Source organism: Micrococcoides hystricis, assembly GCF_042434215.1.
Taxonomy (GTDB): domain Bacteria; phylum Actinomycetota; class Actinomycetes; order Actinomycetales; family Micrococcaceae; genus Micrococcoides; species Micrococcoides hystricis.
Genome location: NZ_JBHLUB010000001.1, coordinates 403936 through 423936, shown reverse-complemented (window position 1 = coordinate 423936; position 20001 = coordinate 403936). Strand labels below are relative to the sequence as shown.

General features: G+C 57.1%; 22 protein-coding genes. 15 read left to right on the top strand and 7 right to left on the bottom strand.

Annotated elements, in window-relative coordinates; translation table 11 throughout:
- The first annotated feature begins 9 nt into the window (after positions 1 to 9).
- The gene (locus ACFFFR_RS01925; RefSeq protein ID WP_377457760.1) at positions 10 to 378 is read left to right on the top strand and encodes a hypothetical protein; all 369 of its coding nucleotides are present in this window, start codon (positions 10 to 12) and stop codon (positions 376 to 378) included.
- A gap of 42 nt (positions 379 to 420) precedes the next feature.
- Positions 421 to 618, top strand: coding sequence for a hypothetical protein (locus tag ACFFFR_RS01920; protein WP_377457758.1), 198 nt, complete (start codon positions 421 to 423; stop codon positions 616 to 618).
- On the opposite strand, the gene ACFFFR_RS01915 is transcribed toward ACFFFR_RS01920, so the two are convergent.
- A complete protein-coding gene (locus ACFFFR_RS01915) occupies positions 615 to 1475 on the bottom strand; it encodes a CPBP family glutamic-type intramembrane protease (protein WP_377457756.1) in 861 nt (286 codons plus the stop codon). The two genes, ACFFFR_RS01920 and ACFFFR_RS01915, sit on opposite strands and share 4 nt — an antisense overlap.
- 167 nt (positions 1476 to 1642) lie before the next feature.
- Here ACFFFR_RS01915 and ACFFFR_RS01910 point away from each other — a divergent pair, with 167 nt between their 5' ends.
- From ACFFFR_RS01910 to ACFFFR_RS01885, 6 genes are all read left to right on the top strand, one after another.
- The gene (locus ACFFFR_RS01910) at positions 1643 to 2437 is read left to right on the top strand and encodes a transporter substrate-binding domain-containing protein (RefSeq protein WP_377457754.1); all 795 of its coding nucleotides are present in this window, start codon (positions 1643 to 1645) and stop codon (positions 2435 to 2437) included.
- 14 nt (positions 2438 to 2451) lie between these two features.
- Complete coding sequence (locus tag ACFFFR_RS01905) at positions 2452 to 3129, top strand: amino acid ABC transporter permease (RefSeq protein WP_377457752.1); 678 nt, start codon at positions 2452 to 2454, stop codon at positions 3127 to 3129.
- Positions 3126 to 3851, top strand: coding sequence for an amino acid ABC transporter ATP-binding protein (locus tag ACFFFR_RS01900; protein WP_377457750.1), 726 nt, complete (start codon positions 3126 to 3128; stop codon positions 3849 to 3851). The genes ACFFFR_RS01905 and ACFFFR_RS01900 overlap by 4 nt, the downstream gene beginning before the upstream one ends.
- A gap of 34 nt (positions 3852 to 3885) precedes the next feature.
- Entirely contained in the window at positions 3886 to 5529 is a 1644-nt protein-coding gene (locus ACFFFR_RS01895) for a hypothetical protein (RefSeq protein ID WP_377457748.1), read from the top strand.
- Positions 5530 to 5647: 118 nt separating this feature from the next.
- Entirely contained in the window at positions 5648 to 7294 is a 1647-nt protein-coding gene (locus ACFFFR_RS01890; RefSeq protein ID WP_377457746.1) for a sodium-dependent transporter, read from the top strand.
- A gap of 2 nt (positions 7295 to 7296) precedes the next feature.
- Positions 7297 to 7431: a methionine/alanine import family NSS transporter small subunit gene (locus tag ACFFFR_RS01885; RefSeq protein ID WP_377457744.1), complete on the top strand. Its 135-nt coding sequence runs from the start codon at positions 7297 to 7299 to the stop codon at positions 7429 to 7431.
- An 82-nt stretch (positions 7432 to 7513) separates the two neighbouring features.
- Here ACFFFR_RS01885 and ACFFFR_RS01880 read toward each other — a convergent pair whose 3' ends face one another.
- The 6 genes from ACFFFR_RS01880 to ACFFFR_RS01855 form a co-directional block, all read right to left on the bottom strand.
- Positions 7514 to 8638: an ammonium transporter family protein gene (locus tag ACFFFR_RS01880; RefSeq protein ID WP_377457741.1), complete on the bottom strand. Its 1125-nt coding sequence runs from the start codon at positions 8636 to 8638 to the stop codon at positions 7514 to 7516.
- Between the two features lie 59 nt (positions 8639 to 8697).
- Positions 8698 to 9693 (bottom strand): LysR family transcriptional regulator, encoded by a 996-nt coding sequence (locus tag ACFFFR_RS01875; RefSeq protein ID WP_377457739.1) that lies wholly within the window; start codon positions 9691 to 9693, stop codon positions 8698 to 8700.
- Between the two features lie 90 nt (positions 9694 to 9783).
- Complete coding sequence (locus ACFFFR_RS01870; RefSeq protein WP_377457737.1) at positions 9784 to 10635, bottom strand: MetQ/NlpA family ABC transporter substrate-binding protein; 852 nt, start codon at positions 10633 to 10635, stop codon at positions 9784 to 9786.
- Positions 10636 to 10723: 88 nt separating this feature from the next.
- Positions 10724 to 11413 carry a methionine ABC transporter permease gene (locus tag ACFFFR_RS01865; protein ID WP_377457736.1) on the bottom strand — a complete coding sequence of 230 codons (690 nt, stop codon included), beginning with the start codon at positions 11411 to 11413 and terminating at the stop codon, positions 10724 to 10726.
- Positions 11414 to 12430, bottom strand: coding sequence for a methionine ABC transporter ATP-binding protein (locus tag ACFFFR_RS01860; protein WP_377457734.1), 1017 nt, complete (start codon positions 12428 to 12430; stop codon positions 11414 to 11416).
- Between the two features lie 103 nt (positions 12431 to 12533).
- Positions 12534 to 13121 (bottom strand): hypothetical protein, encoded by a 588-nt coding sequence (locus ACFFFR_RS01855; RefSeq protein WP_377457732.1) that lies wholly within the window; start codon positions 13119 to 13121, stop codon positions 12534 to 12536.
- Positions 13122 to 13556: 435 nt separating this feature from the next.
- Between ACFFFR_RS01855 and nrdH the strand changes: the two genes are divergently transcribed.
- From nrdH to ACFFFR_RS01820, 7 genes are all read left to right on the top strand, one after another.
- A complete protein-coding gene (nrdH, locus tag ACFFFR_RS01850) occupies positions 13557 to 13802 on the top strand; it encodes a glutaredoxin-like protein NrdH (RefSeq protein ID WP_377457730.1) in 246 nt (81 codons plus the stop codon).
- Between the two features lie 137 nt (positions 13803 to 13939).
- Positions 13940 to 14410 carry a class Ib ribonucleoside-diphosphate reductase assembly flavoprotein NrdI gene (gene nrdI, locus ACFFFR_RS01845; RefSeq protein ID WP_377457728.1) on the top strand — a complete coding sequence of 157 codons (471 nt, stop codon included), beginning with the start codon at positions 13940 to 13942 and terminating at the stop codon, positions 14408 to 14410.
- Positions 14407 to 16572 (top strand): class 1b ribonucleoside-diphosphate reductase subunit alpha, encoded by a 2166-nt coding sequence (gene nrdE, locus ACFFFR_RS01840; RefSeq protein WP_377457726.1) that lies wholly within the window; start codon positions 14407 to 14409, stop codon positions 16570 to 16572. The genes nrdI and nrdE overlap by 4 nt, the downstream gene beginning before the upstream one ends.
- A 38-nt stretch (positions 16573 to 16610) precedes the next feature.
- Positions 16611 to 17582, top strand: coding sequence for a class 1b ribonucleoside-diphosphate reductase subunit beta (gene nrdF / locus ACFFFR_RS01835; RefSeq protein WP_377457724.1), 972 nt, complete (start codon positions 16611 to 16613; stop codon positions 17580 to 17582).
- A 283-nt stretch (positions 17583 to 17865) separates the two neighbouring features.
- Complete coding sequence (locus ACFFFR_RS01830) at positions 17866 to 18321, top strand: hypothetical protein (RefSeq protein WP_377457722.1); 456 nt, start codon at positions 17866 to 17868, stop codon at positions 18319 to 18321.
- Positions 18318 to 18986, top strand: a complete 669-nt coding sequence (locus ACFFFR_RS01825; protein ID WP_377457720.1) for a hypothetical protein — start codon at positions 18318 to 18320, stop codon at positions 18984 to 18986. Before ACFFFR_RS01830 ends, ACFFFR_RS01825 begins: the two co-directional genes overlap by 4 nt.
- Before the next feature lie 87 nt (positions 18987 to 19073).
- Entirely contained in the window at positions 19074 to 19994 is a 921-nt protein-coding gene (locus ACFFFR_RS01820; RefSeq protein WP_377457718.1) for a hypothetical protein, read from the top strand.
- Positions 19995 to 20001: the final 7 nt, after the last annotated feature.

Sequence of the window (20001 nt, the reverse complement as noted above, 5' to 3'; positions counted from 1 at the left end):
CTGGAAAACATGACACGTGCGACTAAAAACCGACAACGAGTCCTAGGCCTAGCCGCAGCGGTGACCCTCGCGTTGAGTGCCTGCGCGGGAGAAGGCCAAAGCCCAGAGGCAACGGATGCAACCGTAGAGTCTGCCACCGCGAACCAGACCCAGCAGTCTCAACCGGAACCGAGTGACACCGAAGACACCCCAACAACGGACAGTGAAGCCACCCCGGCCCAGACAGCTTCGGACGCGGTCGCCCCGAATGACGCCCGCGTACTTGAAGCCCTGCAGGAAGCCGGCTGGACGTGTCAGGGTGAAAGCCGCTGTCGCACCCAAGCAGATCAAGGCGAAGCGGTCATCGAACTCAGTGACCAACGCGCCTTCATCATGTAACGCAAACAGCGCCAGCCAGATCCTTCGCAGCAAGCAGAGCAGTTGCTGAGCCACACCGAAGCCTACGGTGAAGCATTACCGGATGAAGGCAACTTTGATACCGGCAAGTGGGCCGACTTTGTCGACTGGCAGAAGGAACACTCCGGTCAACGCAACGCCCGCGGTGACGTCAACGGCTGGCATGTGGAGTACCACGTGGAAGGCCCCACGGCGAAGTTCATCGTGACAAAGCGCGACTAAACAAACGGGAAAATCGGCAGCGCTTCAGGATGGTGGGCGTGCACGATCGTGAGGAACACGATCGCATCGAACAGCAGGTGCACCGTGATGGTGTACGGCAATGACTTTGTCTTGGTGAAGATCCAGGCCTGGACGAGGGCGAATGGGATGGTCAAGGCCGGCCCGATCGACTGATACCCCAATTCCCACAAGAAGGACACGAAGATCACCGAGGTGAAAATATTCGCCGTCCAAAAGTTCAGGTGCCTACGCAACAGGGTGAAGATGGTGCAGATGAAAAAGAGTTCATCCCAGATCCCCACGGCGTTCACGCCCACGAACAGCCGGGCAATCTCATGCCACTCTTGCACGGCCGGCCAGTTCTGGTAGACCCCGGTACCCAAAAAGTAAGCGGGCAGAATAAGCCATGCGAGAAATATTGTGACCAGAAGCCAGCCCCATTCCAGCCGACTCCACGGTTGTCCGGTACGCCGCGGGAACCGGATGGCATGGTCCTTGTATACGTAGCGGGAAATCCAATAGGGGATCGCCACCGCCAGAGCCAGCACCGTGCCCATCAGCAACATATTGGACACGGAGATGTCCGCTTCCAAACTGATGGTTGAGATCAGCGCCAAGGCGCCAGCGATGAGCACAATGTCTTTGAATAATCGCCGAGAATTCAGTGCAGCGACCACGATCGCGGCGATCAGACCAAGGTAGCCAAGAGGGCTGAAGAACCCGAAAAGTCCGACGGCCCCGGCCGCACAGCAGGCTGCCGCCAACGCGGGCCAGGACAGCATTCCCTTCACCTCACCGCCGCCTGGGCCTTCGACGGTGGCTGCTGAACTCGGCGCTGAGGCCTCGAGCCGTTTCATGCAAGCAAGCTTAGCAACAGAAGATTGAGCGAACGGTACCAGATCGGCTCCGTTGCCAAGCCGTGACCTTTGACACCTTGGAAGGGTCTTTCTAGTGTTTATACCGTACGTCGTACCCGTACGGTGCGGCACGAGCATCACTCGAATCAACCAATTGGGGGTCTTTCATGACTATCCGGAAGAAACTCGCCGCAGTACTGGCGGCATCAGCATTGGCCTTGGGCGCAACTGCATGCGGTGACGGAGGTGGAGACGGTGAGGGGGATGCTTCAAAGGTTGAAGGTCAGACTTTCACGGTCGTCACTGACACCTCGTACGTCCCATTCGAATTCCAGGAAGATGGCAAGACCGTTGGTTTTGATATCGACCTGATCAACGCCATCGCCGAAGAAGCCGGTTTTGAGATCGATCTGAAGAACTCGAACTTCGATGGCATCATCCCAGGTCTGCAGACCAACTCCTACGACATGGCGATCGCCGGTATCGGCATCACCGAAGAGCGTAAGAAGTCCATCGATTACTCTGACCCGTACTACCGTGCCGGTCTGATCGTTGCCGTGACCGAGGACAACGATGAGATCAAGGGCATCGATGACTTGGCCGGCAAGAACGTCGCCACCCGTCTGGGCTCGACTTCGGCCAAGTACCTGGCCGACAATGTCCCAGAAGCTGAGGCACAGCCATACGAGCAGCTCGACCAGGCCTACCTGGCGGTGGAGAATGGTCGCGCTGACGCCATCCTCTACGATGAGCCAAACGTTGCCTACTACATCAAGACCACCGGTGACGGCCTGAAGATGGTCGGCGAAGCTGACGACACCGTCGACTTCGGTATCGCCTTCCCGAAGGGTAGCGATGACCTGCGCACCGCAGTCAACGAAGCCTTGGCCACCTTGAAGGACAACGGCAAGTACAACGAACTGCACAAGGAATGGTTCGGAACTGACGCCAAGGATAACTAAGGCGTAGCCACCCTATGAATACAGTACTCACACCCTCCCGTTTCGACTGGGTCGGCGTAGTTGAGTTCCTCCCGGCCCTGATGCAAGGTTTGGGGTACACCCTCCTTGTATCAGTGGTCGGGTTGCTCATCGGCTTCGTCCTTGGTGCGATCTTCGGTTTGGGACGTATCTCCCGCATCAAGATCGTTCGCATCCTCGCCGGCATCTACATTGAAGTCTTCCGTGGCACCCCGCTGCTGGTCCAGGCCATCTGGTTGTACTTCGCGTTGCCGCTGGTGATCGGTGCGAAGATCCCTTCTCTGACCGCCGGTATCATCGTCATCGGTTTGAACGCAGGCGCCTATATCGCGGAGATTGTCCGCGGTTCGGTCCAGTCGGTGGACAAGGGTCAGATGGAAGCAGGCCGCTCCTTGGGTCTGAACCATCGAGACACCATGCGCCACGTCATCTGGCCGCAGGCTTTCCGCCGGATGATCCCACCACTGGGCAACCAGTTCATCATCTCCATCAAGGACACCTCCTTGCTGTCGGTGATTCTGGTCCCAGAGCTGATCTTCCAGGGCCGCCTCATTGCGTCCAACCACTTCAACGCCGTGGAAATCTACACCACAGTTGCGTTGTTCTACCTGGTGATCACGGTGACTCTGTCCAAGATCTTGGGCCTTGTTGAGAAGAGGTTGAACCGTTCATGATCATTGAAGTCAAAAACCTACATAAGTCCTTCGGTGACAACGAGGTGCTCACCGGCATCGACGCTGGCATCGAAGAACGAGAGGTTGTCTGCGTGATCGGGCCCTCCGGCTCCGGTAAGAGCACGTTCTTGCGCTGCCTGAACCTGCTCGAAGACATCACCTCCGGAGAAGTCATCGTTGACGGCCAGTCCCTGACTGACCCGAAAGTTGATATCAACGAGGTCCGTACCGAGATCGGTATGGTGTTCCAGCAGTTCAACCTGTTCCCACACAAGACCGTGCTGGAGAACATCATGCTGGCACCCATGAAGGTCCGTGGCCTGAACAAAGCTGAAGCCACCGCACGTGCGCAAGCACTCTTGGACAAAGTGGGTCTCGGGGACCGCGGCGACGCGCTGCCCAGCCAGCTCTCCGGCGGCCAGCAGCAGCGTGTGGCGATTGCCCGCGCACTGGCCATGGAACCGAAGATCATGCTGTTCGACGAGCCAACCTCCGCACTGGACCCCGAGCTCGTCGGGGACGTGCTGGCCGTCATGAAGCAGCTGGCCCAAGAAGGCATGACCATGGTCGTGGTGACCCACGAAATGGGCTTCGCCAGCGAGGTCGCCGACCGGGTGCTGTTCATGGACGGTGGCAAGATCGTCGAAGAAGGCAAGCCTTCCGACATCTTCGAACGTCCCAAGAATGAACGGACCCAAGGGTTCCTCAAACGCGTCCTGTAGGACAACCACTTCCCAACGAAACGAGCATCATCGCGTGAAGCGCGCCACCGCAGCCAAAATCCTCAGTCTGTTCAGCATCCTCACCTTGGGTGTCGTCGCCTGTGACGGGGGAGCAACCTCCCAGTCCGAACAGGAAAAAACGGGACAGGCTACGGTGGCGCAGCTCACCGATGAACTTATCAGCCACACCAATGCTGACCCGGCCGCCCTTTCTGCCGCTGCGGCCACCACCTTCTTCACCGAAGCACCAACCGTCCTGCTCGTCGGCAGCGAGGACACGGCTGCCTTAGCTCAGCTGGCCCGCACTGCCTATTTCGCCCAGATTCCGCTGCTGGAAATTGGCGAGGACGTCGATCCGACAACTGAGGCCCTCACCGATCTGAAAACCCAGACCGTGCTGAACGCCAGTGAGCTCAGCGACGAACAACGCGACGCTGTGGCCGCCGATGACCGTGACCTCGTGGAAGTACGCAACCTCGAGGCCGAATCCTTCGAACTAGACCACGCGGTCCTCAACGAACATCTCGATAAAGACGTCCCGGAATCATCCTCCGCGCCTTCCGAAGAAGAGGCCACCGGAGATGAGGCCCCGACTGAGAAAGCCTCCTCCGGCAAACCAATCACAGACCTCGTTACTGAGCTGGAGCCGGATGAGACTAACGAATCGTCCACCGTCGCCGTGATTGAAGACAGCGAAGACTCGCTGAGCGCGGCCGCCAACGGCTTGGCCGCCGGTGCCTCTCTGCAGCCGTACACCGGCGACATCCGCTCGGAGCAAGAGCTGATCAAGCAGGTCTCCGCCGCCGAGCACGTGGTTGGGATATCAGCCACCGCTGACGACTCCAAACAGTTCTCGAACCGGTTGGCGACCGTCGCCACCGGCAAACAACTTCCCGGCGGCGGCCAGCTGGTCTTCGACGGTAAACGCTACGTCGCCCTCTACGGTTCACCCATCACCCCGGCCTTAGGTGTCCTGGGTGAACAGGGCACCAACGCCACCATTAAGAAAGCGGCAGCCTACGCCAAGAAATACGACGGACTCTTCGGCAAAGATGCCTCCATCCCCGCACTGGAAATCATCGTGACCGTCGCTTCGTCCTCCGCCGGTCCGGACAATAACTACTCCGAAGAGTGGGACGCCAAAGAATTCCTGCCGCTGATCAAAGCCGCCGAGAAAGCCGGCCAATACGTCGTCCTAGACTTCCAGCCCGGCCGCACCGAATTCGTCGAACAAATCAAACTCTACGAAGACCTGTTGGCCTACCCACACGTGGGAGTCGCCCTCGACCCGGAATGGCGCATCGGTGACAACGAACGCCACCTAGCCCGCATCGGCCATGTCGAAGCGGACGAGGTCAATGACGTCGTGGACTACCTCGCTGACTTCACCGCCAAGAAGAAGCTTCCGCAAAAGGCGTTGGTGCTGCACCAATTCCAGACCCAGATGCTGCGTGACCGGGACAAGATCAAACTCGACAGGGACGAGATCGCCGTGCTCATCCACGCCGACGGTCAGGGCAGCCAAGGCGAAAAGAACGCCACCTGGGACAACCTGCACCAAGATGCACCCGAGGTGGCGTGGGGCTGGAAAAACTTCATCGACGAAGACCACCCGATGCTGACCCCGGAACAGACCGTGAAAGTGAAACCGATTCCGCATTTTGTTTCTTATCAGTAAGACACATCGACCATCGTTAAACTTGACCGTAGTTTTGCCCGGTGCAACTGGGATAACATAACCCACAAGTTCGCGTGCATCATGCTGCGCACTTTTCCTACTCGCACCAGGAGAAATCATGACTACCTTGAAACAAGGTGGTGGGGGACTGGGCCGTGCTGCCCGCGAATCCTTCAACACCCGCGGTGCCTTCATTCTCGCGGCGATCGGCTCAGCAGTCGGTCTGGGTAACATTTGGCGTTTCCCATATGTTGCCTACGAGAGTGGTGGCGGCGCGTTCATCATCCCGTACTTAGTCGCACTACTGACCGCCGGTATCCCACTGCTGTTCTTCGACTACGCAATCGGTCACCGCTACAAAGGCTCCCCACCGCTGGCATTCCGCCGCATGGGCAAGGGCGTTGAAGCCATCGGCTGGTGGCAGGTGTTGATCTGCTTCGTGATCGGCGTCTACTACGCCGCCATCGTCGCGTGGGCCGCCATGTACACCTACTTCTCCTTCACCAAAGCGTGGGGAGACGACCCAGAAGCCTTCTTCTTCGGCAACTACCTCGAGCTCGCCGACGCACCAGGAGTCGTTTTCGACTTCGTCGACGGTGTGTGGATCCCGATGGTCGCCGTCTGGCTGGTCCTGCTGACCATCCTGGGTCTGGGTGTTCGCCGCGGTATCGCCAAGGCCTCTCTGGTAGCCATGCCCGTGCTGATCATCATGTTCCTGATCTTGGTCGGCATCGCCCTGACCCTGCCAGGATCCACCAGCGGTCTGGACGCCCTGTTCACCCCGGACTGGGCCGCACTGGCGAACCCACAGATCTGGATCGCCGCCTACGGTCAGATCTTCTTCTCCCTGTCCATCGGGTTCGGCATCATGGTGACCTACTCGTCCTACCTGAAGCGCCGCTCCAACCTGACCGGCTCCGGTCTTGTCGTCGGGTTCTCCAACTCGGCGTTTGAGATCCTAGCCGCCATCGGTGTCTTCGCAGCCCTGGGCTTCATGGCCCAAGCCGCCAACACCAGCGTTGATGGCGTGGTCACCAGCGGGCTCGGCTTGGCGTTCGTGGCCTTCCCAGCGATCATCTCCCAAGCCCCCATGGGCTCGCTCATCGGTGTGCTGTTCTTCGGTTCGCTCGTCTTCGCCGGGTTCACCTCGTTAGTCTCGATCCTGGAAGTCGTGATTTCCGCGGTCAAGGACAAGCTGGGCTGGTCCCGCGGGCTGACCACCGCCATCGTCGGCGGCGCCTGCGCCATCATCTCCGTCGTCCTGTTCGGTACCACCACCGGTGTGTACGTCTTGGATGTCTCCGACGCATTCGTCAACAACCTCGGCATCGTCGGCGCAGCCTTCGTCTCCGTCTTGGTTGTCTCCTGGGGTCTGCGCCGCCTACCAGCCTTGGCCGAGCACCTGAACGCGATCTCCTCCTTCAAGGTGGGCATGATCTGGCGTGTGCTGGTCTCCGTGGTGATGCCGATCGTGCTGGGCTACCTGCTCATTGCGGACATCGTCAGTAAGGCCACCACCCCGTACGAAGACATGCCATTGGACTTCCTGGCCGTCTTCGGATGGGGCATGTCAGCCTCCCTGATCATCCTGTCCATCGTCCTGGCCGTGATGCCGTGGCCATCCAACGCCGCCCTGCACCGGGAAGCATCCCACGAGGACGATGAAGAGGCCGAACTGGTCTCCGCCAATACCGGGGCCGCCAACGCCGGGGCCACCGACGCCGATGTCAATCCGGACAATCCCTACCGTGAAGGAAGGCAGTAACCATGTCTGCAGGAGCCATCATCATGCTGATCGTGTCCTTGGGCACGGTCTGGGGCGGCCTAGCTGCCGCGATCATCCACTTGCGCCGTCACCCCGACGACGAGCAAGCCACTGAGGTGCTGGTCAGCCGCCGCTGACACACCTGAATAACACAGCACAAGGCCCGGTGAGAGACAATTTCTCACCGGGCCTTGTGCTGCTTGTGGCGCTAGGAGGTGATCACGCCGGAGCGGTGCCACCGTGCTGTTCACCGTGAATCAACGGCGAATCAGGTGTCCGGGCCTCCGTCATATCGAAAGCCTCGGAGTCATCGAGCAGCTGCTTCGGTTCCTTGAAGATCTTCAAGATCAGCCCCGTAATGCCGCCGGTGACGATACCGATCACCAGCGTGCCCAAGATGGCCCACAGCTGAGCCAAGGGTGCACCGGCGACAACCATCGCCGCCACCGCACCCACAATGCCGGGCACACCGTGCAGGTTGTGCACGCCCATGGTGTCCAGCACACCGGTGGTCTTGTTGAGCCAGTCGTGCAGGTAGTAGAAGCACCACGTGGAGACCAAACCGGCGATGAAACCGATGATCCACCCGGTCAGCGGACCCACCAGGTTCACGGTGGCACCGATGGCGACACCGCCGGCCAGCATGGCGTAGGTGTAGACCAGCGGGTCGATCTCCTTTTTCAGGATGTAGGACAGCAGGTAGGTGCTCAGCGCGGAAGCGACCAGCGCCATGTAGCAGGTGAACATGGCCGGCAGGACTTCTTCCGGCGGCAGCAATGCGGTCACGAAGGACGGCCACAGCACCAGCAGGAGCATGGACGCCAACCAGACGAAGGAGACCGAATGGACCGAGGTCTTCATCGGCTCATCGTTGATCTTGCGGTTGCGCAGCCCCAAGATCACGCCCCAGCCCCAATAGGCGGCAAACATGTGGACCAAGATGGAACCACCGGCGTCCAGCACCCCGTCGAGGAAGGAGAAGATGAACCACTCGTTGAACATGTAGGCGGGCACGAACAACACTGCGGCCGTGATGTAGTGAATGGTCGAGATTTGTCCGAGGAAGACACCGATCGCAATGACCAAGGTGATCGCGCAGAACACCGCCAAGATGACGGACTCAATGTTGATGTCGATGCCTAAGACAGTATTGGAAATGAGCAAATAAAGTGGCCAGGCAACCACGAAGGAGAGCATGGTCGCTAGCGCCACACCCCATTCGTAACGCCTGATGAACAACATCAGGAAGGCGACCAACATGAGCATGAAGAACACGTCTTGGCCGCGGTGGAATTGGAACAGTTCAGCCACCGGTTCGGTGACCTCATAGGTACTAAGCAACATAGGATCCCCTTAGGATTTTGTGAGGTGCGCCACACGCCCTGTGCTTAGTTAGCTATTGTTTACGTCCCACGCCCATAACGCAAGAGGGGATCAGTTTCTGCCACCGGTTCTAACACCGCCGCCAGACGATCCAAAAAGAGTCTGGAGGCGGCGGTGGATTTACGTCCGGAGAGCTCGGCCGCGGTCAACGCGAAGATGCTACGGGAGAGTCTGATCTCCGGCACGTCCACAATCACAGTGCCGTACACCGGGTCGAAGGTGCTCGCTTTTTCCTGCACCACCCGGTGTTCGAGCGCTAAGTCCGGGACCAAGGCTGCGCCGACTCCGGCGGCGGACAGATTCAGGGACGCGGAGAAGTCATCGCAGAACGCGGTGATGGTCGGGTTGATCCCGCAAGAGGTGAAGAGCCGCTCAATCACGGTGGCATCGGCGGTTCCAGGATGGTGCATCAGCCACGGCATTTCGGCTAATTGCGCGACCTCGACTTGGGCGCCGTGCGGGATACCCCACCGTTTGGGGAGCACCACCCGGAATTCTTCTTCGCCGAGCCAGGAGCGTTCCAGTCGATGCGGCCAGGCCAGACCGGTCTGGCCGACTTGAAACACTAGGGCGATGTCCACATCGTGGCCGTGCTGCAGCCGTTCGATCGAATCGTGGGGTTCGGCCACCAGCAACTGCAATTCCACGCCCGCGGAGCTGAAGGCATCATCGGCGAGCAGCCTGGGGATCGCGTACCCGGCCAGCGAGGAAAACAGGGCGACACGCAACAGGTCGGTGCGTTCAGCTTGATGGCGTTGCCCGGCGGCGGCCAACGCCGCCAGATCGGTCAGCACCTTCTTGGCGTGCCTGCCGACCGCCTCGGCGGCCGGAGTGGGGGTGATCGACTTGGCCGAACGCTGGAACAGACTCACCTGCAGGTCCCGCTCAAGGGTAGACATCTGCTGGGAGACAGCAGAGGCCGTGTAACCGAGTTGCTCGGCCGCAGCGGTAAAAGAACCGGTGGCCAGCACCTGCAAGAGGGTCTTCAAATGGGTCGGGTTGATCACCTTATTCATGCTAGCGCCTTCGCCGTAAATACGGAGCTTAAAGCGACTCAGGGTGCCCCGGTGCGATACCGGGACACCCTGAGGCAAGCTCAGCTGAGCTTAGAAGGCTGGAATGACGGAGCCGTCGTCCCAGGTCTCTTCAATGAACTTTTTGACCTCATCGGAGTGCAGCAGCTCATCAAGGGTCTTGATGGCATCGGTCTGCTCGCCTTCACGCCAGGTGAGGAAGTTGGCGTACGGGTTATCCTTTGGGTCTTCCACCGCGATGGCCTCCTCGATGTTCAACTTGGCCTGCAGGATGTAGTTGCCGTTGACGATGGCGATGTCCACCGAATCATCGTCGGTGTAGAACTTCGGTGCCTGCTCGGCCTGAACCTCGTTGAAGGTCAGCTTCTTCGGGTTCTTGGCTTCATCGTCCTGGACACTAAGCACGGTGTCATCATCGCTGATGTCCTTGAGCAGCCCAGCGGTCTCCAAGACCTTCAGGCCGCGGATCTGGTTGGCCGGGTCGTTATTGATGACCACGGTGGCGCCATCTTCAACCTCTTCGGCCTTGTCGTACTTCTTGGAGAACGCGGTCAGCGGCTCCAAGTGGACGCCTTCACCGTGTTCGAGCTTGTAGCCCTTGGTTTCAACCTGATCGTCGAAGAACGGCTTGTGCTGGAAGAAGTTGGCGTCAATCGAACCGTCCGTCAGGGCCTGGTTCGGGATCTGGTAGTCATCGATTTCTTCGATTTCCAGGTCGATGCCGGCCTCTTCAGCCAGTTCATCATCCACGAATTCCAGAATCTGGGCGTGCGGTACGGCGGAGGCGCCAACCTTCACCACGGTGTTCTCACCGGCGGGTGTGGATTCGTTAGCGCTGGGGGTGTCGGCGTTGCCGCCACCGCAAGCCGTCAGCGCAAACAGAGCAGTGACGCTGGTGAGAGCGAGAGCGAGTTTCTTACGCATAGTGTGCGTGTTCCTATTCTGCTAAGGGTCGCAGCAAGCGGCTACTTGGCTGCGTGTGCGCCGTTTCCCGACGCGTTTTTTGTCCAACCTAACGATGGGAGACAGCCTTGGTCAGGCGGTCACCGATCATCTGGATCAGTTGGACCAACAGCACGATGATGACAATCGTGACAATCATGATCGTCGTCTCATAGCGCTGGAATCCATAGTTGTATGCTAGCCGTCCTAGGCCGCCACCGCCGACAAGGCCGGCCATGGCCGTGTACCCGATCACCGCCACGATGGTGGTCGTGAAACCGGAAATCAGCGAGGGCATAGCTTCCGGAATGATCACCTTGCGCACCGTCTGGCCGTTGGAGGAGCCCATGACCAGGGCCGCGTCGATCTTGCCCGGATCCACCTCACGTAGGGCGGATTCGACGATGCGGGCAAAGAACGGAATGGCTGCCACAGACAAGGAGACCGAGGCCGCAACCGGACCTAAGGTCTTGTTGGTGAGGAACTTTGCCACCGGCAACAGGGCCATCAGCAAGATTGCAAACGGGATCGACCGGGTGATGTTCACGATGACCGCCAGCACCGAATAGATCGGCCCGTTCGGGGTCAGTCCGCGCGGGGACAGATTGTTCAGCAGAACCCCCAACGGCAACCCGATCAGAATCGTCATGGCCGCGGTAATCCCGGTCATCTGCAGAGTTTCGACTACCGCCGGCCAGAGGGCCTTGGTGATCCCGGGGTGGGAGAGCAGGTCGTTGAAAAATTCAGTGGGGAAGTGCATTTAGGACTCCAACTCTTCGGTCGGGTCAACCAGCTCAGCAGGTTGCGCGGTGACCTGTTGTGCGGCCAAGAAATTCTGAATCACGGACACATCCGACTCCGGTGGCAACTGGATGCGCAGGTGGGCGAACTGCTGTCCGGCCAATTCCTCGACCGTGCCCGCCAGCACGTTCACGTCGATGCCGAAACGCTTGGTCAAACCGGAGATCACCGGTTCGGTGGCGTGCGTGCCGGCATACAGCAGATCTAGCACCGGGCCAGGGCCCAAGTTCTCCGGGAGCGTGGCAGGCAACGGCAGTAGCGCGTGAGAAAGATCACTGCCCGTATGACGTACAACGTCATGAATGGAACCGGACTCTTCGATCCGGCCATCGCGCAAGAGCGAGACCGCGTCGCAGGCATACTTCACCACATGCATCTCGTGGGTAATGATCACCACGGTCAACCGCAACCGATTACGCAGCGACTTGATCAGATCCAGCACATCGTAGGTCGTCTGCGGGTCTAACGCAGAAGTTGGCTCATCGCACAGCAACACATCCGGGTCCGTAGCCAGCGCCCGGGCGATCCCCACGCGCTGACGCTGTCCACCGGAAAGCTGAGCTGGGTAAGCGTCGGCGTACTCGGCCAACCCGACAAGGTCCAACAGCTCCTGCACCTTGGCGTTGATCTGTGCCCTAGAGGTCTTCACCAACTCCAGCGGGTAAGCAACATTGGCGGCTGCGGTTCTAGAGTCGAACAGGTTCGCGTGTTGAAACACCATGCCGATTTTCCGGCGAGCCTGAAGGAGCTCTTTGCCGGAGAGTGAACTCATGTCCTTACCGGCGATGGACACGGTGCCGGAGGTCGGCCGGTCCAGCAGGGTCAGACAGCGCACTAGGGTGGACTTACCGGCACCTGAGCGGCCAATAATGCCGTGGATCTGTCCGGGTCCGACTCTCAGGTCGACGTTATCCAGTGCCTGCACCTGACGCTTCTTTTGGCGGTAGGTTTTGCGCAGACTTCGAATCTCGATCAAGTTCAGCTACATCCTTAGTGTGAGTGCGGTGTTTCAAGCAGGCGGGTGCGGATATTTCAACACCAGATATTCATTGAATCACACCCGAACCGGGGCGAAAGGACTAGCTAAACAGCTGCCCGAAGAGCTCTTTCCACTCCCGCTTGTGCTCCTGCCGTTCCGCATCGGTCACCAGCCCGTAGGAGGTGCCGGTGACCAGCGTCTTTCCACCCGGTTTGGACTCCAACGCGATCTGGATCTTCCGTTCGGGCACCAGCGTTGCCCGCCAGTAGTCGCGCTTTAGGGTGGTGGAGGTGCGACTATCGGCCAGCTGCGCACCAAACAAACTGGTGCGATTGGCCACGTTATTGGTAATGACGTCCCAAGCATCGGCCCTGTCCAGGGCCACCGTCTTGGAGGCGGTTGCTTCGAAACTTCCGTCGGAGCGTTGGCCGGGGATCCGCCGCCCAATCTGCTGTTCGTAACTGATGGCGATGGTCTGGGCCCACCACGGCTTGTTCTCCAGCTGCTGGAAACCTCCTGCCTCTAACTGGGCCAAGATCAGTTCGGCCATTGGTTGGTGCTCAAGGCTGGCTGCATCCGCAGATTCCAACCAGCTGATCCAGTCCTGCCAATCTTGACCGGTGGCCTGTTCGATGGCGTGGGCACGGGACGGCCGCGGCGGGGTAGCGGGGGTCTGCGAAGAGCTCATCTGGGGAATCCTTTGGCCGGAAAAATCGTTGTACTAAGTGTAGGTCGCAGCCCCGCTGCCAACACGACACGCGGTGCGGAGAATCTTTTTTGAATTGTTTATGGCTCCCTCCACAAGCTGTGGATCTAAACCTGTCGGTAGCCCTACTTAGGCTTGAATCAGCAGTTAATCCACCAGGAGGTTTCCACAGCCGGATGTGCATAAATTGTGCAAAGGTAATTACAACGGTGTGATACATCATGTAGTGTTGTTTCTGGAGCGAGGCCCTACATGTAGTATTGAAGCTGTTGTTGGGGTCCACCGGATCCGGTGCTAGACATCCGGATCTTGCTTCCCCGAAAGAGCAGAATTATCACTCCAATTCGGCCCTACGAGTTGGAAACCAACAAATGATGAGGTCCCGCCAAGAGGGCGGCCAGAGGAAAGGCAGAAACCATGTCGGTGACTGTGTACACCAAACCAGCATGTGTCCAGTGCAATGCAACCTACCGCGCCCTCGACAAGCGTGGCATCGCCTACAAGACTGTCGACCTGTCCCAGGACCCACAGGCCTTGGAGCAGGTTCGTGCCATGGGCTACATGCAGGCCCCAGTTGTGGTGGCCGGTTCCGAACACTGGTCCGGTTTCCGCCCAGACATGATCGCGCAGATCTCTGACGAGTCCGCAAGCGTGGTCGCCTAACTAAGTTTCGGGAGGAGCCACAAACTCCTCCGCCCAAGGTGGTGTCTACCGAGGTATAACTCAAGACCGGTAGACATCACCTTGATCTATGTCAGCCACCCATCCACCGTCGAACATGGATCTGAAGGTGAATCTCAATGGTTGCCAGCACTATGGCAGAGTCAACCATGAAACCCTCAGCTGAAGGCCAGACAACCGCGGCTAAGCTGATCTATTTTTCCTCGGCGTCCAATTACACGCACCGGTTCGTCGAGAAACTTGGCTTCGCAGATGATCTTGTGGCCAGATTGCCCCTGATCACCTCACGACCAACCCTGTTGACAACGGAGCCATACGTTCTGCTCTTTCCCACCTACGGTGGGGGTGATGGCAGGGGAGCCGTACCCAAGCAAGTGATCAAGTTTTTGAACGTCCCGGAGAACCGGGACCTCCTGCAAGGCATCATCGCTTCAGGGAACACCAACTTCCATGACGCGTACTGCCTCGGTGGGGACATCGTTGCACGCAAAACGGATAAGCCCGTCATGTATCGGTTCGAATTGATGGGCACCGAACAAGATGTGACAAAAGTTAAAGAAGGCCTAGAAGAGTTTTGGGGAAAACAGTGACCGCAACACACGAACTACAGCACGTGAACACCGACAAGGACCTGCCTGAAAAATGGAAGGGCTTGGGCTATCACGAGCTCAACGCCATGCTGAACCTCTACGGCGAGGACGGTGGCATCCAGTTCGACGCTGACAAGGCTGCCGCGCGTCAGTACTTCCTGCAGCACGTTAACAACAACACCGTTTTCTTCCACAACCTCGAAGAAAAACTTACCTATCTGGTGGAGAACGAGTACTACGAGAAGGAAACACTCGATCAGTACTCCGATGAGTTCATCAAGAACCTCTACGATCGTGCCTACTCCAAAAAGTTCCGTTTCCCAACCTTCTTGGGCGCCTTCAAGTTCTACACCTCCTACACCCTGAAGACCTTCGACGGCCAGCGGTACCTGGAGCGCTACGAAGACCGCGTTGTCATGGTCGCACTGCACTTGGCCCGTGGTGACGAGAAGATGGCCGAGCACCTCGTCGATGAAATCATCGGCGGCCGCTTCCAGCCAGCCACCCCAACCTTCCTAAACTCCGGTAAGAAGCAGCGCGGCGAACTCGTCTCCTGCTTCCTGCTGCGCATCGAAGACAACATGGAGTCGATCGGCCGGTCCATCAACTCCGCCCTGCAGCTGTCCAAGCGCGGCGGCGGTGTGGCCTTCGCACTGACCAACATCCGTGAAGTCGGCGCCCCGATTAAGCAGATTGAAAACCAGTCCTCCGGTGTCATCCCGATCATGAAGCTGCTGGAAGACGCGTTCTCCTACGCCAACCAGCTCGGTGCACGTCAGGGTGCCGGCGCCGTCTACCTGCACGCCCACCACCCGGACATCTACCGCTTCCTAGACACCAAGCGGGAAAACGCCGATGAGAAGATCCGCATCAAGACCCTGTCCTTGGGCGTGGTCATCCCGGACATCACCTTCGAGCTCGCCAAGCGCAACGAAGACATGTACTTGTTCTCCCCGTACGACGTGGAGCGCGTGTACGGTATCCCATTCTCGGATGTGGACGTCAGCGAGAAGTACTACGAGATGGTCGACGACGCACGGATTAAGAAGTCCAAGATCAATGCCCGCGAGTTCTTCCAGACCCTGGCAGAGATCCAGTTCGAATCCGGCTACCCGTACGTGATGTTTGAAGACACCGTGAACCGGCAGAACCCGATCCACGGCAAGATCATCATGTCCAACCTGTGCTCGGAAATCCTGCAGGTCTCCGAACCATCGACCTACAACGAGGACCTGACCTATGCCGAAGTCGGCAAGGACATCTCCTGCAACCTGGGCTCGATGAACATCGCTAAGACCATGGACTCGCCGGACTTCGCGCTCTCCATTGAGACCGCCATCCGCGCGCTGACCGCCGTCTCCGTGATGAGTAACATCGAATCCGTCCCATCCATCGCCAACGGCAACGCCGCCACGCACGCCATCGGCCTCGGCCAGATGAACCTACACGGCTACCTCGCCCGCGAACGGATCTTCTACGGTTCTGAAGAAGGTATCGACTTCACGAATATCTACTTCTACACCGTGCTGTACCACGCCCTGCGTGCCTCCAATAAGCTAGCCATGGAAACCGGCCAGGCGTTCTCCGGGTTCGAGAAATCCAAGTACGCCTCCGGCGAGTTCTTCGACAAGTACATCGACCAAGTTTGGGAACCAGCAACCGAGCGGGTCAAGGAACTGTTCACCAACGTGCACGTGCCAACCCAAGATGACTGGCGTGCACTGAAGGAATCAGTCATGGCCCACGGGATCTTCAACCAGAACCTGCAGGCCGTCCCACCGACCGGCTCCATCTCTTACATCAACCACTCCACCTCCTCGATCCACCCGATCGCGGCCAAGGTAGAGATCCGTAAGGAAGGCAAGCTCGGACGCGCCTACTACCCAGCTCCGTACATGACCAACGAAAACCTGGAGTACTACCAGGACGCCTACGAGGTCGGTTACGAGAAGATCATCGACACCTACGCAGCTGCCTCCCAGCACGTAGACCAAGGCCTGTCCCTGACCCTGTTCTTCAAGGACACCGCCACCACTCGGGACATCAACCGCGCCCAGATCTACGCCTGGCGTAAAGGCATCAAGACCCTGTACTACATCCGACTCCGCCAGCTGGCGCTGGAAGGCACAGAGATGGAAAACTGTGTCTCCTGCATGCTGTAAGACGTCACGCACACATTTTTCAAGGAGCATAAGCCACCATGACTGAGGTTCAGCTGGCCAAAAACATTAGGGCCATCAACTGGAACCGGATTGAGGACGACAAAGACCTCGAGGTCTGGAACCGTCTGGTCAACAACTTCTGGGTACCGGAAAAAATCCCGGTGTCCAACGACATCCCGTCCTGGCAGACCCTGACCGAGGACGAGAAGCTGCTGACCATGCGCGTATTCACCGGCCTGTCCCTGCTGGACACCCTGCAGGGCACCGTCGGCGCCGTCAGCCTCATCCCGCACGCCCTGACCCAACACGAAGAAGCCGTGTACACCAACATTGCCTTCATGGAGTCAGTGCACGCCAAGAGCTACTCCTCGATCTTCTCCACGCTGTGCAGCACCCAGGAGATCGACGACGCGTTCCGCTGGTCCTACGAGAACAAGCACCTGCAGAAGAAAGCCCAGACCATTGAGGCCTTCTACCACGGCGATGACCCGCTGAAGAAGCGCATCGCCTCAACCCTGCTGGAGTCCTTCCTGTTCTACTCCGGGTTCTACCTGCCGATGTACTGGTCCGCACACGCCAAGCTGACCAACACCGCAGACATGATCCGGTTGATCATCCGCGACGAAGCCGTGCACGGCTACTACATCGGGTACAAGTACCAGCGCGCGCTGGAAACCGAGACCCCGGCACGCCGCGAAGAACTCAAGGACATGGTCTTCGACGTGCTCTACGACCTGTACGAGTCCGAGGTAGCCTACACGCACGAACTCTATGATCCAGTCGGCCTGTCCGAAGATGTGAAGAAGTTCCTGCACTACAACGCCAACAAGGCCTTGATGAACCTTGGCTACGAGGCGATGTTCCCATCCTCGGTCACCAACGTGAACCCGGCCATCCTGTCCGCACTGAGCCCGAACGCCGATGAGAACCACGACTTCTTCTCCGGCTCCGGATCCTCCTACGTGATCGGCAAGGCCGTCAACACCGAAGACGAGGACTGGGACTTCTAAGCTCCTCATCCAATACTTCTAAGCAAGTGGCAGCGGCCCATCTGTGAGACATCTAGGTGGGCCGCTGACCTATCTCTGTTGGTGTCCGACACCGACACTTAGGGCCGCTTCATTCTACGAGCCTGAATCGTGTACAACGAAGTAGGCGTGTGGAGTTTGCATATTTGACCTTAGATTTAGGAGTTCGAGAGTGTAATCAAGAAACACGCGTGTGATCGGCTTCAGAGCAGCGACATGTTAACTCTTGCAGGAAGCTGTCGGAGGTGTTGGCTAGAATAGACGCATGATGAGCAAGGTTGTTCTGAGCCAAGCTAGCGACGGGAAGCATTCTCTTCGCATTGATTCAGTGTGTGAAAATGCTCAATTTCGTAGAGTGTCTGGAAGTGAACTACACCTTGGTAGTCAGGACCTGATTCGATTGGCAGCCTATGCGTCCCGGATAGGATTCCAGGTCTCCTCTTTGATCATTGCTGATGCCAATCTCGTTCCTTTGCCAGCGGATGAGGCAGCTGAGCTTTCGGAAGATATGCTTTCGATGCTGCATGACTTCGGTAGTGATGAACTAGAAGCGGCCATGCGTGACGAGTTCTCGGGTTTATATGTCATAGCTGTTAATCTGATAGCTGCCAAGAGTGGAAGACGTATCAGTATCCGGCGTCATGGTTATGTGGAAACTTCCGTAGTGAATGAAGCTGAAAAGTTACTCAAAGCCGCTTGGCAGGAGCTACAACTCACGTGACCTCAAGATTTGCTTCGGTATTGTTCGATGCAGCAAAAGTCGCATTTGCAGCATGGAATGTCTTATGGATTGAACCGTGGGTGGATCAGTTCCAATCAATTGGTATGCCATGGTCGGTCCTGATCGCAGCTCTGATAGCAGCGATCGCGCTCGAAATAGTTGTGCAATTACTTTTCGGCTGGCCAACAATCTTGATTGAATGGAGTGTGAAAGATGAGGGCGCTCCACTAAACGAACTGCAAGCCAGAGTGCGTCTCTCTAATCCCGAATCCCAGGTGTTCTTACTTAAAATATCTGCTGCACGAAGGGGTTGGTTGGGGCATAAAGTACTTCGACTGGTCGTTGATGAACAAACCGAGCTAAAGATTAGTATCGAAAGAGCTTCGATAGTGCCTATATGCGAATTATCATCTAAGGTAAATGATTTGATCGCAATCAAATCAAATGATGAGTTTAACGGATTTAAGGTGCTTTTAGGCAAACCACCCAGTCGTCCAGCTCTCTGGCATTGGGCTGAAGTACGATGGAAGGATGAGCAGACGCCTAAGGGGGAAGAATTCAATGTTGAGTATTCTTTCTATAACAAAAACCGACTAAGAAACTGGTTATTAAAGCTTATTTGGCGCTCGGCAAACGCACGCCATTTTCGAATAGTAGGACAGTGAAGTATGCCCACGATTAGTCAGAGTTCCGTCAGAGTTCTTCCTATGTTGGCGCGATCAGAGATGACTCTTGAAGAAATTCGGGACCGGATGGCTGAGAAGAAGCCCCTACTCAGTGAATTAAGAGCGGGCTGGGCTAGCATTGAAAACGAAGGTTCAAATCTCGGACAGGTAAATGCCGAACCTCCCGAATCCGTTCCTGAGATAGTGGAAGCTGATCTTGAAATTCCTAGAATGCTTAGAGCTCGGTTCTATTACTGGGACGCTCCGCCCGCTGGTTTTAGGGAAAATCAAGATATAGATCCGCGTACAGTGCGAAAACTGAACGCCATTGATGTCATGATCACTTCTCAGGGGAGCGGTAAACTCGCTCTCTTGTTTTCGACCCGTACGCGTACGTATCTTAATCGAAAGATGGGCGTGATCGCATCTTTAAACTCGATTCTAAAGTCCACCGACGCTAATCAAGCAATAGATCGTTACGAATCTCCGTTTAGACTTACTAACGAAGAGATTTTTCTCTGGCTAGCTGTGCAGCATCGAGATAAACCACAGTTAGCTAATGATATTTTCCTTGAAAAAATTGAAGGCATTAGTAGTCGCGATCGAACTTCAAGGACAGCTGACTTACGGTATGGAGTTGATTTTGACCGTTCTAATTTTTTGACAGCTGTGGCAGAAAAGGACACTCTCGGGCCAATGGATATTTGTTTCATACGTGACGTTGGAACAGAAAAGTTCTCTTATGAAGTGAAGCTCCATTTCGATGGAGGATTCGAGATCAAAAGAAACAACATCTTAGTTCCCGAAGAGCTGAATCATAATGATTTCATGCTGACAACCAGCCTTGATCTTGCTTATAAAATCATTCCGCGATTTAATATTCTCTATCAAAATGATGCCGCTAAATGGCGTACCCAGCGCGTTGACGTTATCGAAAAAGCGATGTCTGCGCTAGAGGCGCGTTATAAATCTCTGCGACAAGTTTTGCAAAAGCAACTTGACAAATGACAAGATC

Coding starts and splice junctions, on each gene's coding strand:
- ACFFFR_RS01925 (WP_377457760.1), top strand. CDS start 10: ATGACACGTGCGACTAAAAACCGACAACGAGTCCTAGGCCTAGCCGCA.
- ACFFFR_RS01915 (WP_377457756.1), bottom strand. CDS start 1,475: ATGAAACGGCTCGAGGCCTCAGCGCCGAGTTCAGCAGCCACCGTCGAA.
- ACFFFR_RS01910 (WP_377457754.1), top strand. CDS start 1,643: ATGACTATCCGGAAGAAACTCGCCGCAGTACTGGCGGCATCAGCATTG.
- ACFFFR_RS01905 (WP_377457752.1), top strand. CDS start 2,452: ATGAATACAGTACTCACACCCTCCCGTTTCGACTGGGTCGGCGTAGTT.
- ACFFFR_RS01900 (WP_377457750.1), top strand. CDS start 3,126: ATGATCATTGAAGTCAAAAACCTACATAAGTCCTTCGGTGACAACGAG.
- ACFFFR_RS01890 (WP_377457746.1), top strand. CDS start 5,648: ATGACTACCTTGAAACAAGGTGGTGGGGGACTGGGCCGTGCTGCCCGC.
- ACFFFR_RS01885 (WP_377457744.1), top strand. CDS start 7,297: ATGTCTGCAGGAGCCATCATCATGCTGATCGTGTCCTTGGGCACGGTC.
- ACFFFR_RS01880 (WP_377457741.1), bottom strand. CDS start 8,638: ATGTTGCTTAGTACCTATGAGGTCACCGAACCGGTGGCTGAACTGTTC.
- ACFFFR_RS01875 (WP_377457739.1), bottom strand. CDS start 9,693: ATGAATAAGGTGATCAACCCGACCCATTTGAAGACCCTCTTGCAGGTG.
- ACFFFR_RS01870 (WP_377457737.1), bottom strand. CDS start 10,635: ATGCGTAAGAAACTCGCTCTCGCTCTCACCAGCGTCACTGCTCTGTTT.
- ACFFFR_RS01865 (WP_377457736.1), bottom strand. CDS start 11,413: ATGCACTTCCCCACTGAATTTTTCAACGACCTGCTCTCCCACCCCGGG.
- ACFFFR_RS01855 (WP_377457732.1), bottom strand. CDS start 13,121: ATGAGCTCTTCGCAGACCCCCGCTACCCCGCCGCGGCCGTCCCGTGCC.
- nrdH (WP_377457730.1), top strand. CDS start 13,557: ATGTCGGTGACTGTGTACACCAAACCAGCATGTGTCCAGTGCAATGCA.
- nrdI (WP_377457728.1), top strand. CDS start 13,940: ATGGTTGCCAGCACTATGGCAGAGTCAACCATGAAACCCTCAGCTGAA.
- nrdF (WP_377457724.1), top strand. CDS start 16,611: ATGACTGAGGTTCAGCTGGCCAAAAACATTAGGGCCATCAACTGGAAC.
- ACFFFR_RS01830 (WP_377457722.1), top strand. CDS start 17,866: ATGATGAGCAAGGTTGTTCTGAGCCAAGCTAGCGACGGGAAGCATTCT.
- ACFFFR_RS01820 (WP_377457718.1), top strand. CDS start 19,074: ATGGCTGAGAAGAAGCCCCTACTCAGTGAATTAAGAGCGGGCTGGGCT.